This window comes from Rhodococcus sp. MPR-R1B (assembly GCF_058793255.1).
In genome coordinates, this window is sequence record NZ_JBXAFO010000002.1 from 87,924 (window position 1) to 102,980 (window position 15,057).

Sequence of the window (15,057 nt, forward strand, 5' to 3'; positions counted from 1 at the left end):
GGCCCGCCTTTTACTCACGTGGACGGTTGGGTTCAGAGATCCGGGTAGTTCAGAGATCCGGGTACGAGGTGAGGTTGTCGACCTTCTCGGTGGTTTCGGGCTCTTCGGGCAGCTTGCCGGTCACCAGGAAGATGACACGTCGGCCGACCTCGACGGCGTGGTCGGCGAATCGCTCGTAGAAGCGGCCGAGCAGCGTGACGTCGACTGCGGCGGCAACGCCGTGCTTCCACTCACGGTCCATGAGGACGGTGAAGAGGTGGCGGTGGAGGTCGTCCATCGCTTCGTCTTCTTCGCGCAGACGGGCAGCGCGCTCGGGGTCGCGGGTCTCGAGGACGACCTTGGCGGCCGCACCGATGGAGACAGCGATGCGTCCCATCTCGGCGAAGTAGCCGTTGACCTCTTCGGGAAGCACGTGGTTGGGATGTCGGCGGCGCGCGATCTTGGCGACGTGCAGGGCGAGTGCGCCCATGCGGTCGATGTCGGCGACGATCTGGATTCCGCTGACCACCGAGCGCAGATCTCCGGCAACGGGAGCCTGCAGGGCGAGCAACGCAAACGCGCGCTCCTCGCAGATGGTGCTGAGTTCGGTGATCTTGTCGTGTTCGCCGATTACTTGTTCTGCCAGGGACAGGTCTGCCTGGAGCAGGGACTGGGTGGCGCGCTCCATAGCGGCACCTGCCAGTCCTGCCATCTCGCCGAGCGTGTCTGCAAGCTCGGTCATCTGTTCGTTGTAAGCCACGCGCATGAGGTCAGAGCCTACGTGCCGTGAAAGACCAAGTCACAAGCACCAGGTGAACGCAAGGTGAATGAACGCGTGTCAGTCGCAGGTGGTGTCGCCGGCGTTGACGCTGGCGATGTCGGCGGGCAGAGCCGTCGAGGTGCTGGTGTCGACCGACGTCGGATTTGCCGCCAGGATGGTTCCCGGGTCCGCGGGGGCGACGACGGTGCCGGCGAAATTGCTTCCGACGACGACCTCGATCATGTCTCCCATACTCGGAGCGAGAACCAGAACCGCGCCGGGAATCGAGGACGCGACGGTCACCGCTTCAGCCTCGTAACCTGCGGCGTAGCGCACGACGGTGGTCGACGCTTGAGCATTCGCCAGGCCGGTGGCTGCGCTGAAGTTACCGACCGTGGAGATCTGGAAACCGTAAGCCGCGAGGCTGTCGGCGATCGTCGCGGCCTGCCCGGCGATTCCCGAGGCGTTGGAGACGTCGACCGAGATGTTGTAGGCGCTCATTGCCTCGACGGAAGTGGCGGCCGGCGGCGTGCTGGACGTAGGAGCGGTTGTCGTGGAACTGGTCGACGACGGTGTGGTGTCCTCGCGCTCTTCGCCCGGAAGCGGATCGTCGTCGATGATCGCCTGGAAGAGGGACTTGATCTCGTCCGTGCGAGGAATCTCGTTGCCCCAGTCGTTGGTGCCGTCCGTGGGGACCGTCAAGAACGTGACCGCGCCTGCGTCGACGTTCTGGAGCGAGCGACCGAGGGTGACCAGTGACTTGGTGTCGATGTTTTCGACGAACGTGTCGCTGGTGAAGGCGTTGATGAATCCGTTGAGCTTGCTCGGATTCAGGAGGACCTGGTTGGACAGGGCCGAGCGGAGCAGCGCCGACAGGAACTTCTGCTGACGGGTGATGCGCCCGTAGTCGCCGTTGCCCTCGGCTTCGACGTGGCGAGCACGCACGTAGTTGAGGGCGGTACGGCCGTCGAGCATCTGCGTGCCGCCGGAGGCGAGGACGGTTCCGAGGATGCCGTCTTCGATCGGTCCGGGGGAGCAGACGTTCACACCGCCGACGGTGTCGACCATGCGCTCGAAACCGGCGAAGTCCATTCCGACGAAGTGCCCGATTTTCAGGCCGGACATCTTCTGGATGACCTTGACCAGGCATTTGGGGCCACCGAGTGCGTATGTCGCATTGAGTTTGTCGCCGCTCGCTGCCGGGAAGGTTTCGCTGGTGTACTTGCCGGCGTCGTTGTCCCATCCCTGACAGATCGGACGTTCGACGTCGAGGTCACGCGGGAAGGAGACGGCGACGACGCGGCTTCGGTCGGCGGGAATGTTCACCAGCATGACCGTGTCGGCTCGGGCGCCTTCGGCGTCTTCGACGGTTCCGGCGCCGATCTCACCGCTCGCACCGGCGCGGGTATCGGTGCCGATGATCAGGTACGTCTCGTCGCCGAGTTGACCACCGGCGTCGATGATGTCGTCGGACTCGGTGTCGAGTGCCGCAATCTGATCGAATCCGCCTTCGACCGAGCGCAGATAGCCCCACACGACGCCGGTCAATGCGAGAGACATGACGGCCAGGAACGCTACTGCCGATCGGCCGATCACTTTTGCGCGATGGCGGCGGCGAATCTTGCTTTGCGCCAGACGAGTGGCGCCGGTGTCACCGACTACCCGCGGCACTGCGGAGGTGACGGGATGTTCTTCGGTGATCCAGTCCGCAGCGGCGGGCGGAACGGTCGGACGGGCGGGAATCGGCCGGGCGGGGGGCGGCGACGACGCTGCTGAAGATTGAGTCTTGGGTGGTACGGATTTGTTCGGCGCCGGCTTGGGCGGCGTAGCCGGGGCTGGTGGCGGCTTCTTGTCGCCTACCCGACGGACCAACTCGGCGACCGAAACAGAGTCGTCGGTCGGAGGCGAGTCCCGTCGCCCGGTACGTCCACTGCTGCGACGCTCCGGGGGACTGGGTGGTTGCGGTGTTGGTCGCTGGGGTGTGGCAGGGCGCTGGGGCGTTGCCGGTTGGTCCGGTCGGGCGTTGCGGAAGCGCTTGTCTGCGAGCGGACGTTCCCAGGGGGCGCGGCTCTCGGGCGGAGGTGGGCCCGAATCGTGATCATCACCCACCGATGCAACCTGTCCCGTCGTCGACTGTCAGTAACTCGTCATTCAGATGCCGGCGTCAACCGGTTGTCGACGAAGCTGGAGCCATATTACTGGTGAATCCTGAGTGCTTCACTCAGAAAGTGATGTGAGTAATCCGACGGCGTGTTTTCGCTAGCCGCCAGAGTGCATCATGTCAGCTCCTACCGGCACAAGGTCGTCTTCGGGATCGTCGAGCCAACCTTCCGGGAGTGCTACCTGACCGGGTGAGCCTTGGCGTCCGCGCGGGCCTTCGGCGTCCTTGGGGAACGGGACGTCGTGGTCGAGCTGTCCGAGCAGATCGTCCAGTTCGGACAACGTGCTGACCAGAGCCATCGAGACCCGCAGATCCGATCCGACCGGGAACCCACGCATGTACCAGGAGACGTGCTTGCGGAGCTCGCGCAGACCCTTCATTTCACCGTGATGTGCGGCGAGCAGTTGGGCGTGACGGGCGATGATCTTGGTGACTTCGCCGAGCGTCGGCGGCGTGGCGATCTGTTGTCCGTTGAGAGCTGCGCTGAGTTCCGCGAACAGCCATGGCCGTCCGAGGCAGCCGCGTCCGACGACGACGCCGTCGCAGCCGGTCTCGTTCATCATGCGGGCAGCATCCGAGGCGTCGAAGATGTCGCCGTTGCCGAGGATCGGCACGTCGGTGACGTGTTCCTTGAGGCGCGTGATCTCGTTCCAGTCAGCAGTGCCGGAGTAGCGCTGCGACGCGGTACGTGCGTGAAGTGCGACGGCAGCGGCGCCTTCAGCTGCCGCGATCCGGCCGGCGTCGAGGTGCGTGTGATGTTCGGGGTCGATGCCGACGCGCATCTTGACGGTGACCGGAATGTCGGTGCCTTCGGTGGCGCGCACGGCTGCCGCGACGATCTGACCGAACAGTCGACGCTTGTACGGTAGCGCCGATCCGCCGCCCTTGCGGGTCACCTTGGGTACCGGGCAGCCGAAGTTCATGTCGATGTGATCGGCCATGTTCTCGTCGACGATCATCTTGGCCGCGGCGTAAGTCGTATCCGGGTCGACGGTGTACAGCTGCAGCGACCTGGGCGTTTCGGTCGGACCGAACGTGGTCATGTGCATCGTGGCGGGTTGGCGTTCGACGAGCGCGCGGGCGGTGACCATCTCGCAGACGTAGAGCCCGGACGTGCTGCCTGCACGTTCGAGTTCGAGTTCACGGCACAGCGTGCGGAAGGCGACGTTGGTGACGCCCGCCATGGGTGCGAGGACCACGGGGCTGTGCAGCTCGAGTGAACCGATACGAAGGGATGACATGTCTACCTCTGAACAAATACTTGTGACAATTGGAAGTGCCCGGTACCGAATCCGGTACCGGGCACAGAATAGCTGGTGAAACTAAGAAGCCTGCTGTTCGCGCTTGGCGGCTTCGCGTGCGAGCATGCGATCGCGCTGTTCCTCGAACTTCGTCGCGTTGGCGGCGAGTGTCTCGAGGAAGGCCGCCAACTCTTCGCGCGTGTTCTCGCCTTCGGCGCTGAAATCGTTGCGCTCGAAGATGTTCCACTTGCGCAGGACAGGCCAGACGACCTCGTCGAGGTGCTGGCGAAGGTCGTAGATGCCGTGCTTGGCCATGAGGGCGCCGTTGCGGCGGAAGTTCGGCATGCCGGCACCGGGCATCTGGAAGTTCTGGACGATGTTCGCCACAGCCTTGAGTGCCTGATCGGGAGCAAGATCGAGCGCGGCGGCGCAGATGTTGCGGTAGAAAATCATGTGCAGGTTCTCGTCGGCGGCGATGCGCTGAAGCATCTTGTCGGCAATCGGCTCGTCGCAGGCCTTGCCGGTGTTGCGGTGGCTGACGCGCGTCGCGAGTTCCTGGAAGGTCACGTAGGCGACCGAGTGCAGCAGGCCGGCGTCGCCCTCGTCGATGGGTGCGCTGTAACCGTTTGTCATGTGTTCCATGCGGAAGCGCTCGAGCTCGACGGGGTCGACTGCGCGCGTGACGACGAGGTAGTCACGCATCACGATGCCGTGGCGGTTCTCCTCGGCGGTCCACCGGCCGACCCACGTTCCCCAGGCACCGTCCTGCGAAAAGTTCTCGGCGATCTCACGGTGGTACGACGGCAGGTTGTCCTCGGTGAGCAGGTTGGTGATCATCGCGGCGCGAGCTACCTCGCCGAGTTGTGACTGTTCGAGACTCCAGTCTTCGCCGCCCATGGCTGCGAAGTTACGGCCCTCGTCCCACGGAACGTAGTCGTGTGGATGCCATTCCTTGGCCATGGAGATGTGGCGGTTGACGTTCTCCTCGGCAACCGGCTGCAGCTCTTGTAGCAGCTCCAGCTGCGTCAGAATCCTCGTCATTTCTTGCCTCCATGTTGAGTGAATGCGCGACTTCGCCCCAGCCTACGGCACCGTAGGTTTGAAAAGAATGGCATGAAAATTGCTCCCCTCGAGGGATGTTACCGATCCGTAGTTATCCGGGGGCACTTTCACTACCAAGTCGTTCTTTCGACGTAGTCGCGGAAAGTCCGGGCGGGATCGGACAGCTCGCGGCTCTTCGACCAGATCAGCCCTATTTTTCGCTGTGCTCCTTCGATCGGTACGTAGACGACTCCTTCGGCCCAGATCGGTGGATCCTGAACCGGCATGACCGAGACGCCGAAGGACGCGGAGACCAGTCCGCCGACCGTTGCCAGCTCGCTGCTCTCGAAGACGAAATTCGGAGTGAATCCTGCGGCCGCGCACAGTTCATCGAGAATTCTTCGCATCCCGAAGTTCGGATGCATACCGATGAACGGTTCGTCGGCCGCGTCCGCAAGCTCGACCGAATGCAACTTCGCAAAGCGATGATCAGCCGGAACAGCCAATGCCAGTGACTGCTGGGCGATCTGCATCCACGCCACCTGCGGATCGCGCGGCTGAGGCGAGACGACGGCCAGGTCGGACGTGCCGGCGGCGATTCTGTCGACCAGGAACTGCGCGCTGTCCTGATGCAGTTCGAATCGCACTCCGGGATGCTCGACGCGGTATCCGCGCAGCATGTGCGGCACCAACCAGGTGCCGAACGAGTGGAGGAAGTCGAGCCGGACCGTGCCGCTCTCGGGGCTCGCCAGCGACTGGATTTCGGTCTGCGCGGCGTCGAGGGCACGCAGTGCGATGCGAGCATGTCGATAGAGGATCTCGCCGTACCGGTTCAGTTCGAGTCGGCGTCCCTGACGGTCGAAGAGTGTCACGCCGATCTGTCGTTCGAGGCGAGCGAGTTTGCGCGAAAGGGTCGGCTGCGACAGGTGAGTCAGATCCGCGGTAGCGGTCACCTGTTGGGTTTCGGCGAGCACGACAAACCATTCGAGGTCTTCGGTCAGCATCACGAACCCAATCTATATACCCCCAGAGCATATAGAACACCAAGTTTATGCATTTTCTTTTGCCAAGTCGGGGCGGGAGGATTCTTGCCGGAGGTAAGTGATGCCTGGAGGTACGTGGTGACTGTCGAGAATGTGATCGAATCCGAAGTGATGCCGCTTCGCCGCGGAACATCGGGATATCGAACCGTGACCGTTGCGTTGTTCGCGGCCGGGCTGTCGACGTTCATCTCGATGTACGCGGCACAGGCGTTGCTGCCTGCGTTCGCCGAAGACTTCCACGTCTCGCCTGCGGTGTCTGCGCTGTCCGTCTCGGCGACGACGGGCATGTTGGCGTTGGCAATCATTCCGGCCAGTGCGCTCTCCGAGCGCTTCGGTCGCACGCGGGTGATGATCGCGTCGGCGTCGGCGTCCTGTGTGATCGGTTTACTTCTGCCGCTGAGTCCGACGATCGAGGTTCTGCTGGTCGGACGCGCAGCACAAGGATTGGCTCTGGCCGGTGTCCCGGCGGTGGCGATGGCCTATCTGGCCGAGGAGGTCGATCGGAAGGACCTCGGTGCAGCGATGGGAAGGTACGTCGCCGGCACGACGATCGGTGGGCTGATCGGACGGCTCGTGCCGTCGGCCGTCGTCGATTTCAGTACGTGGCGTTGGGCGCTGTTGACTGCGTCCGCGCTGTCGGCATTGTTCGCGCTCAACATGATCCGGCGGCTTCCCGCGTCGAAGTTCTTTCGCCCGCAACCGATATCGGCGCGCACGATCGCGTCGAATCTACGACGCCACCTTGCGAACCCGTCGCTGCGAACACTCTTCGCTTTGGGATTCATCCTGATGGGCGGCTTCGTGTCGATTTACAACTTCCTCGGGTTTCGGCTCACGGCAGCACCTTTCGGCCTTCCTGAAGCGCTTGTGGGCCTGGTGTTCCTTTTCTACCTTGCCGGAACTTTCACCTCGGCGGTAGCCGGCGGGGCCTCTGACCGACTGGGTAGGCGCAGCGTGCTGCTCGGGTCGGTTGTCGTCATCGGTATCGGCCTGGCACTGACCGTTCCGGACAATCTGGCGTTGACGCTCGTGGGGATGCTGCTCTTCACCGGAGGATTCTTCGCCGCACATTCGGTGGCCAGCGGTTGGGTGGGGCTGATCGCTACCGATCACCGGGCCGAGGCGTCGGCGTTGTATCTGTTTGCCTACTACGCGGGTTCGTCCGTGGCGGGCGCCCTCGCGGGTCTTGCATACGCGGGTGGCGGTTGGGTCGGGGTCAGTACTTTTGTGGGCGCGCTGCTGTTGGTTGCGTTTGCCTTGTCACTGAGGATGTTTCGATCTTCGACGATTGACTGAACAGAGCACTGCGGCGACCCCGAACGGGATCGCCGCAGTGCGTTCTGTCGAGCGTCTTACTTCTTGCCGCCGCCGAGGAGGCCGCCGAGCAGGTCTCCGAGGCCGCCGCCACCGGATCCACCCAGGATGCCGCCGAGTGCGCCGCCGATGCCGCCGCCGGAATTGCCGCCGCCGCCGAGAATTCCGCCGAGGAGATCCCCGAGCCCGCCGCCACCGGAGGCCTGAGTCTGCGCGCCGGCACCGCCACCGGTGAACTGCTTGGCGAGGTAGGCCAGGACGATGGGAGCGAGGATCGGCAGCAACTGCTTCACCAGATCGTTTCCACCGCCGCCACCGACACCGCCCAGTGCGCTGGCGACCTGATCGGTGTTGCCGCCGAAGATGTTCGAGACGATCTTCTGACCGTCAGCGGTGTCGACTTTGCTGATGTCGACGCCGTCGTCGAGAAGGCTGGTGTCGGCGTGAGACTGCAACGCGCTTTCCAGCGAGGCTGCACCGGCGGGATCCTGCGCGTTGGCGCCGAGGCCACCGACGAGGGTCGGAAGTGCAGTCTTGACCGCCGATTCGGCAGTTGCCTGGTCGACGCCGAGTTGCTGCGCGATCTGGTCGATGGGGATCTGGGATAGAAGGTCGTCAAGCGATGCCATTGATGCCCTACCTCTTCTGGGGTACTACTCGTCAGTACCCGGCTGTTGCAGACACTAGTGAATGTCGGCGTCGACGGTAACCCTCCGGTTGCCGAGCGGTCAGGCTCGGGTCTTCTCGCGGGGGACCAGGCACGCTAGGAGAGCGAGAATCAGTCCGCCGGCCGTCAGAATGAATCCTGTCTGATTTGTCAGGATCGTGGAGTAGTTTTCCCTGATGACATTGTCGAACTGATCGTTCACGCGGTAGTAGAACGTGCCAAGAGTCCCCAATCCCACGATAATTCCGATCCATGCTGCGATGCGAGAACCGAACAATGCGGCGATCAGAATCAATACGGCGGCGGCGAGCAGAAGTATCGCCATCGACCGGTAGAAGGTCACGGACTGATCGCCGAGTTGCTCGATTGCCCACCCGGCCGGAAAGCCGTCCCGCAGGTCCTCGAGGCGAACGTTGTCGGGTTTGACCCCGGCCAGTACGTACATGAACGAGCCGACGGCAACGGCGATTCCACAAATGAGCAGGACGAGATGAACTAACGTGCGCATGCCAGTCTCCCTGTGTTCGGAGTTCGGTGACGCGGTCGTCGCCGAGCCTAGCTGTGTCGCGGGTGTCAAGCTCGGTATCGAGCGTGCAGAATCGTCTCCATGCCCGACAACATGCGTCGACTCGAAGAGATCTCGCTGTCGCTGCCGGAAGCGGAGCGCGTCGACATCGAAGCGTGGGACGGCCACCCGACGTTCCGGGTCCGCGGCAAGAACTTCGTGTTCTGCAACCTCGAAGCCACCTCCTTGACCGTCAAGCTGAGCAAGGAGGAAGCCGAAGCGGTGGTGGCCACCGAACCAGGCGCAAGTGCTGCGGGCTACGGACTCGGTCGACACGGGTGGGTTGCACTCGACATCGGCACCGACGTTTCCGAGGAGAAATGGTCGCAACTGGAGGAGTGGATCTACACCTCGTTCACCCTCGTTGCGCCGAAGCGGCTTGCCCGGATCGTTCTCGATGCGGATGAGGAACGCCCGTAACGGATAGATTCGTCAGTACAGACGCCGACTAGACGAGGAATTGTCATGACGACACCGGAAACTTCACCGGCCACCGCAAAACCGGGCATGCCGCCGTGGGCGAAGAAGGCCATCGGGATCGCAGTGATGGCGGTGGTCCTGGTCATCGCTTACTTCATCCTTGCCGCCTTCCTTCCGCGTTGGTGGGCGCAGCGCATTGCGTCGTTGGCGAACGGCAGTTTCAGCGCCGGAATCGCGTGGGGGCTGCTGTTCGGTCTCGTGTGCACCCTGGTCCCGCTCATCTTCTTCCGGGCGGTCTGGCAGGTGCGCAAGCGCAAGCATGCTCGAATCATGCAGATCACGGCTCTCGCGTTGGGTGTGATCTTCGCGCTGCCGAATCTGCTCTCTCTGACAGTTGTTCTCGGCAACAACAACGCTGCGCATGCGGGCGAGCGGATCCTCGACGTCGACGGCCCCGGATTCCGCGGAGCATCCGTTGTCGGTGCCGTCCTGGGCGTTGCGTTGTTCCTTGGACTTGTCGCGCTCGGCTACATGTACAAAAAGCGTGGCAAGGATCTCGACAAGATGCGCGGTGAGCTCAAGCAACACGAGCCGCAGAGTAAGGGCGAGGCTCCAGCCCCGGAAATCTGAGTCAGCTCTTCGACCGAGTACTCAGGCCGACACCGACTCCGACGGTTCCCGCCGCCACCAGTCCGGCGAGCGGGACCGCCCAGTGTCCGGCAAATGTGCAGGCGAGAACCAGGATTGCGCTCACCGGTAGAACAGCCTGCTCGATCCTGTCACGCTTGAAGTGTCGTGAGTGCATGAGCCACACGAAGATCAGGAACATCGCGGCGGGGATCGTGACCGCGGCAGATGCTGCGAACGTCGAAATGTGCGCTTCGCCAACTGCTTCCTCGACGGCTACTTCGATGCCGGCGCCGATGGCCGCAGCGGATCCGAATACGAAGTAGTGCCCGTATCCCCACAACAGGACGGCGCGATTGCCTTGGTCTGCGAGGTACTCGTGGATCGGGACGGCGAAGTAGATCCACAACGCGGAGAACACGATCAGAACTCCGCCGACGGCAATCGGAATCAGTAGATCGGCGGCGTCGAAATCCCGGATGCCGGATTGGACCGCGATGGTCGCGGCAGCGATGGTTTCGCCGAGCATGATGATGGTGAAGAGGCCGTAGCGTTCGGCGATGTGATGCGGGTGCCACGGCGTCTGGTGGTTGCGTTCGGCGATCGCCGGCACCGCGAGTTCGGCGATCATGAGAACGAAGAAGCCCGGAATCCACGCCGACGCCGGCATCAGAAGCAGCACGATCCAGCCGGCCTGGACGATCACGAGCCCGGCGGCATATTGCAGAGCAGTCGTTCGCGCTGCACCGGATTCACCGCTGGCGGCTCGAAGCCATTGGCAGGTGAGCGCAATTCGCATGATGAGGTAGCCGACGATGGCCGTCGTACGGTCGGTTCCGTCGAATGCGTCGGGGATTCCGGCGGCGAAGACGAGCACGCCACAAATCTGTACGAAGGTCGCGACCCGGTAGAGGACGTCGTCCGTGTCGTAGGCAGACGCGAACCAGGTGAAGTTCACCCACGCCCACCACAGCGCGAAGAAGACGAACATATAGCCGGCGATGCCGTCGGCGTAGTGGCCCTCGGCGACAGCATGCACCAGTTGAACTCCGGCCTGTGCGGCTGCAACCACGAAACACAGGTCGAAGAACAGTTCGAGTGGCGTCGATGCTCGATGGTCCTCGTCGCGGCTGCGTGCGCGCATCCGGATGATCGGCATTACGGCCCGGCCGTGGCCCGCGCCTGTACTGGTGTGTTCTGTCATCGTCCCCACCTTGCTCCGACGTCTAGTGCAGGAGCGCAGTCTAGGGCGAATTCCGTCGGGTCGACGAATGAGACATTTCGCCCCTCAGCACACGAGAACGGGTTTGATGACGCGCCCCGACGCTTGATCTTCGACGGCTTTGTTGATGTCGGCGAATGCGTAGCGCGTCACCAAGCGGTCGATCGGAAACCGGCCACCAGTGAAGAGTTCGACGAGTTCGGGGATGAACGTCGAGACTTCCGACTCTCCTTCGATGCATCCTCGAATTGTCTTTCCGCTCAGCATGATGTCGGCCATGTTCACCTCGACCGTGGATGCTCCGAGTCCGACTACCGCCAGTGTTCCCCGTGCTCGAAGTGATGTGACGGCTTGATTGATCACGGAGCCGATTCCGGTGGTGTCGAGGGAATGCGTCGAACCTCCGTCGGTGGCGGCGCGTACTGCTTCGACCGCGTCCTCGGTGGTCGGATCGACAGTGACGGCGCCGAATTCCTCGGCGAGTTCGCGCCGCTGCGCAACGGGGTCCACGGCGACCAGGGTGGAAACGCCGGCAGCCCTCGCTGCCAGTAGCGCTGCGAGTCCGACGCTGCCGGCTCCGAAGACGACAAACGTCGAGTCGGGCTCGGGGCGAAGTAGATTCAGCACGGCACCCGCGCCGGTTTGAAACCCGCAGCCGAGCGGAGCCGCGACGGTCAGGTCCACCGCAGGATCGACGACGACGGTGTTGTCGGCAGTGGCTATGACGTATTCCGCGAAGCTGGACTGGCCGAAGAATGCGGACCGTATCGGAGTTCCGCTTCGCCGGACCGGCGTCGAGCCGTCGGTGCGTGCGCCAGAGCTGTTGAGCCCGTGTGAGCTTTCGCAGTACGCCCGATGACCGCTGAGGCACTGCCTGCACACACCGCAACTGCGGTAGCTCAGCAACACGTGATCACCGGGCGCAATGCTGTCGATCGACGAGCCGACGGCCTCGACCACCCCCGCCCCTTCGTGCCCGAACACGCAGGGGCCGAGCCTTTCCGGTAGCACCGACTTCGTGAACAGATCTGTGTGGCACAGGCCGGTCGCGACGATGCGAACCAGAATCTCGTCCGTGCGGGGTTCGTCGATCTCGACGGTGTCGAGCGTGAAGGGGGAGTGCGGGCCGTGTGAGAGCGCCGCTGTCATCTGCATGGAGGATCTCGAATTCTGTTCGGCGCGAATCACGCTCGCTCGAGCAGGAAGTAGTAGTGCTGCCCGCCGTCGAGAACCAACGCCGACTTTCCGTTCATGATGCCCATCAGTGTCGAGTCGTCGACCTTCTTGAAGTGGTCGAAGATCGGCGCACCGTCGTAGACCATCGTTGCCGTGACTTCGCCACGAAACTCGATGTTCCACAGGCTTGCTTCGCCATTGCCGCCCTTGACGTCGGAATAGAGGTTGCCGTCTTCGTCTCGGCAGATCAACGGCTTGGCATCCTCGACGGAATTGAAAGTCTTGCCGTACCAGCGGCTCGCGGACAGCTTTTCGTGCAGACGATGACCGGTGGCGAAGTCGTCACCCTTCCACTCGCCGAGGATTTCTTCGGCGGCGACGGTTTCCAGCGCGGCCCACACTTCGTCGAGTTCTGCTGGTGAAACACTACTTTCCGATCCACGGAGCCGGGTGAATGCGGTTCGAGCGTCATCGAGATTCATGTCTCTCCTTGCGTCGGCGGGTGAGTTGGCCGAAGTTCGCGAACCAAATTGTTCGTCAACTCTGCACGCTACGCCGAACCGGATGGTTCGGCAACGGCCGATTCGTTCTAGGCTGTGAACATGCGCTCAGCAGGGGAAGCTACGAGGGACCGCATTCTGGCGGCCGCAAAGGACGAATTTGCCACGTACGGGCTGGCCGGCGCGCGGATCAATCGGATCGCCGCGCAAGCGCGTGCCAGCAAAGACCGTCTCTATGCGTACTTCGCAAGCAAGGAAGAGCTGTTCGCTGCCGTGACCGAACAGTGGACGTCCGAAACAACAGCGGAGACAGCACTTCGAGGTGACGACTTGCCGGGCTATGCAGGTCGCCTCTTCGACAACTACGTTGCCCATCCCGAGAACGCCCGATTGCAGCAATGGGCGGATCTCGAAGCGCCGGACGTCATGAGCGAGGACGACATACGAAGCAAGACCTTCCGGCCTAAAGTTGCGGAAATCCGCAAGGGGCAGCTCGAGGGACACATCGACCCCGCGTGGAATCCCACGGAGTTGATCCTGCTGATCACGGATATCGCCCGGATGCTCGCGCTCAAGTCGTCTCGTTCCATCCCTCGGCGTCGGGAGGCGGCAGTCGAGGCGGTTCGGCGTTTGATTGTGGCGTAGCGAGTCCAAACGCGAACGTCCACGCCCGTCGCTGTGTGGTTGCCCGGATTTACGGATTTCTCAGTAACGGTGCGTACGTTGGGCGTCGGCTCGTTGACGCCCTCGGGATGTTGACGTGCCGCCAAAACTTTTGTCGTCGACTGTTCAGATGCTGGTGAGCAAAAGGATCGCGGCCGGCCACCCTGACTGAATATCGTCGACGCCGAGCGTGTTCCTTCGGTGCGCGCACCTGTTCAGCATCTGGAGTGGACCCGTGTCGAAGTGGCCGTGCATATGAAGATCTCGAAGAAGGTAGCGCTGGTCGTTGTGGCTGCTTGCGCCCTGACGTTGGGATCGGCGCAAGTCGGAACCGCCCGCGCGGACGCGCCGGTCAAGGTCAGCGTGGCCGGTCATGTGGTGAGCGCCGGGCACTTCGAGCAGGTGCGGCGCCCCAACCGGTGTGTGAAGGCCGGGACGGGGAAGTCGAAACCGAGCGAGCAGAAGTCCACGAATCGCAGTGGGCGTCGAGGCAGCGGGGGATGCTTCTGACAGTGATTGCGAAGTTCCGCAATCAGCCGTCGCAAATCTGTAACACGTTCTAATCTTGCGGTATGGACGTGACTTACGAAGGGACCAAACGCGAAGTCGCTACCGACAGGGGGACTTTGCGCTATCACGAGGCGGCGATGGTCCGCCGTTGATCCTGTTGCACGGCTCCGGGATCGGCGTGAGTGTATGGCGGAATTACCGGGGGAACCTCGAGGTGTTCGCAAAGCACTTCCACTGCTACCTCCTGGAGTTCCCGGGGTTCGGCGTGAGCGATGCCGTCGACGGTCATCCAGTTCTCACGGCAACCTCGGCGGTGGTTCGATTCATGGATGCGCTGGGAATCGAATCCGCTGCGATGATCGGCAATTCGATGGGCGGAGTTGTCGGGGTCAACGTCGCGATGAGGTTCCCTGACCGCGTCCGCAGATTGGTCACCATCGGAGGCGTGGGCCCGAACATCTTCAGTCAGAACCCGAGCGAAGGTACGCGTCTCCTCCAGGAATTCGCCGACGCTCCCAGCCGTGGGAAGTTGGTTCGCTGGCTCGAGTGCATGGTTTACGACAGATCCGTGATCACCGAGGAGCGGATCGAGGAACGATGGCAAACGGCCAACGATCCGGCCTCGCACCAGGCATTGACCGCGATGTACGGATCCAAAGCCTTTGCCGCTCAGCAGCAGATGATGTCCAACTCGGATGTGCCGCCGTACTGGTCGATGATGCACAAGGTGCAATGCCCGACCTTGCTGACATGGGGGCTCGATGATCGGCAGTGTCCACCGGACATGCCGATGATTCCGATGCGACTGATTCCGAACGCCGAACTGCATGTATTTCCGAACTGCGGGCACTGGGTGATGATCGAAGCCAAGGAGGCATTCGAGCGCGTGACCCTCGAGTTCCTGCTTCGATGACCTGCTGTTGCATTCATGTGGCACGAATCGATGTGGCACGAATGCACAAGACCTGGCGCCTCCGAATGAGGCGCCGGGTCTGTGTTTGTGCCCCCAGTAGGACTCGAACCTACGACCTGCGGATTAAAAGTCAGAACCCAGACGTGACACCTGGTGATACCCAATGACGAACGGATCTTGTTTCGGCAGGTTAGCGCCGATCCGAGGTCCGTCTCGTGTTGCCTGATTATGTGGTCACACGCGTCGTCTGTGACC

General features: G+C 62.6%; 15 protein-coding genes and 1 pseudogene. 6 read left to right on the top strand and 10 right to left on the bottom strand.

What is annotated here, in order from left to right; all coding sequences use genetic code 11:
- Positions 1–49 precede the first annotated feature (49 nt).
- The 5 genes from phoU to AC1Q61_RS03140 form a co-directional block, all read right to left on the bottom strand.
- The gene (gene phoU / locus AC1Q61_RS03120) at positions 50–745 is read right to left on the bottom strand and encodes a phosphate signaling complex protein PhoU (protein ID WP_003940130.1); all 696 of its coding nucleotides are present in this window, start codon (positions 743–745) and stop codon (positions 50–52) included.
- A gap of 72 nt (positions 746–817) precedes the next feature.
- Complete coding sequence (locus AC1Q61_RS03125) at positions 818–2,848, bottom strand: LCP family protein (protein WP_042451384.1); 2,031 nt, start codon at positions 2,846–2,848, stop codon at positions 818–820.
- A 150-nt stretch (positions 2,849–2,998) separates the two neighbouring features.
- Complete coding sequence (dusB, locus tag AC1Q61_RS03130; protein ID WP_003939756.1) at positions 2,999–4,141, bottom strand: tRNA dihydrouridine synthase DusB; 1,143 nt, start codon at positions 4,139–4,141, stop codon at positions 2,999–3,001.
- A gap of 81 nt (positions 4,142–4,222) precedes the next feature.
- The gene (locus AC1Q61_RS03135; RefSeq protein ID WP_003940492.1) at positions 4,223–5,182 is read right to left on the bottom strand and encodes an acyl-ACP desaturase; all 960 of its coding nucleotides are present in this window, start codon (positions 5,180–5,182) and stop codon (positions 4,223–4,225) included.
- A 131-nt stretch (positions 5,183–5,313) separates the two neighbouring features.
- Positions 5,314–6,189, bottom strand: coding sequence for a LysR family transcriptional regulator (locus AC1Q61_RS03140; RefSeq protein ID WP_081377546.1), 876 nt, complete (start codon positions 6,187–6,189; stop codon positions 5,314–5,316).
- 147 nt (positions 6,190–6,336) lie between these two features.
- Here AC1Q61_RS03140 and AC1Q61_RS03145 point away from each other — a divergent pair, with 147 nt between their 5' ends.
- Entirely contained in the window at positions 6,337–7,521 is a 1,185-nt protein-coding gene (locus AC1Q61_RS03145; RefSeq protein ID WP_167349871.1) for an MFS transporter, read from the top strand.
- 56 nt (positions 7,522–7,577) lie between these two features.
- On the opposite strand, the gene AC1Q61_RS03150 is transcribed toward AC1Q61_RS03145, so the two are convergent.
- Together AC1Q61_RS03150 and AC1Q61_RS03155 are read right to left on the bottom strand one after the other, a co-directional pair.
- A complete protein-coding gene (locus AC1Q61_RS03150; RefSeq protein WP_003940105.1) occupies positions 7,578–8,168 on the bottom strand; it encodes a DUF937 domain-containing protein in 591 nt (196 codons plus the stop codon).
- Between the two features lie 99 nt (positions 8,169–8,267).
- Positions 8,268–8,714, bottom strand: coding sequence for a hypothetical protein (locus tag AC1Q61_RS03155; protein WP_003939955.1), 447 nt, complete (start codon positions 8,712–8,714; stop codon positions 8,268–8,270).
- A 99-nt stretch (positions 8,715–8,813) separates the two neighbouring features.
- Between AC1Q61_RS03155 and AC1Q61_RS03160 the strand changes: the two genes are divergently transcribed.
- Positions 8,814–9,191, top strand: a complete 378-nt coding sequence (locus AC1Q61_RS03160) for an MmcQ/YjbR family DNA-binding protein (protein ID WP_020908916.1) — start codon at positions 8,814–8,816, stop codon at positions 9,189–9,191.
- Positions 9,192–9,236: 45 nt separating this feature from the next.
- A complete protein-coding gene (locus AC1Q61_RS03165) occupies positions 9,237–9,821 on the top strand; it encodes a hypothetical protein (RefSeq protein ID WP_003940111.1) in 585 nt (194 codons plus the stop codon).
- Between the two features lies 1 nt (position 9,822).
- On the opposite strand, the gene AC1Q61_RS03170 is transcribed toward AC1Q61_RS03165, so the two are convergent.
- From AC1Q61_RS03170 to AC1Q61_RS03180, 3 genes are all read right to left on the bottom strand, one after another.
- Complete coding sequence (locus AC1Q61_RS03170) at positions 9,823–11,022, bottom strand: low temperature requirement protein A (protein WP_047271069.1); 1,200 nt, start codon at positions 11,020–11,022, stop codon at positions 9,823–9,825.
- 84 nt (positions 11,023–11,106) lie between these two features.
- Positions 11,107–12,195 (bottom strand): NAD(P)-dependent alcohol dehydrogenase, encoded by a 1,089-nt coding sequence (locus AC1Q61_RS03175; protein ID WP_168798797.1) that lies wholly within the window; start codon positions 12,193–12,195, stop codon positions 11,107–11,109.
- 29 nt (positions 12,196–12,224) lie between these two features.
- Positions 12,225–12,698, bottom strand: coding sequence for a DUF4334 domain-containing protein (locus tag AC1Q61_RS03180; protein WP_042922266.1), 474 nt, complete (start codon positions 12,696–12,698; stop codon positions 12,225–12,227).
- 120 nt (positions 12,699–12,818) lie between these two features.
- Between AC1Q61_RS03180 and AC1Q61_RS03185 the strand changes: the two genes are divergently transcribed.
- The 3 genes and pseudogenes from AC1Q61_RS03185 to AC1Q61_RS03195 all read left to right on the top strand — a co-directional run bounded on the left by AC1Q61_RS03185 (position 12,819) and on the right by AC1Q61_RS03195 (position 14,802).
- Positions 12,819–13,361 carry a TetR/AcrR family transcriptional regulator gene (locus tag AC1Q61_RS03185; RefSeq protein ID WP_030535258.1) on the top strand — a complete coding sequence of 181 codons (543 nt, stop codon included), beginning with the start codon at positions 12,819–12,821 and terminating at the stop codon, positions 13,359–13,361.
- 219 nt (positions 13,362–13,580) lie between these two features.
- Positions 13,581–13,889 (top strand): hypothetical protein, encoded by a 309-nt coding sequence (locus AC1Q61_RS03190; protein ID WP_136470805.1) that lies wholly within the window; start codon positions 13,581–13,583, stop codon positions 13,887–13,889.
- Positions 13,890–13,951: 62 nt separating this feature from the next.
- Positions 13,952–14,802 (top strand): annotated as a pseudogene (locus AC1Q61_RS03195) (alpha/beta fold hydrolase).
- Positions 14,803–15,057: the final 255 nt, after the last annotated feature.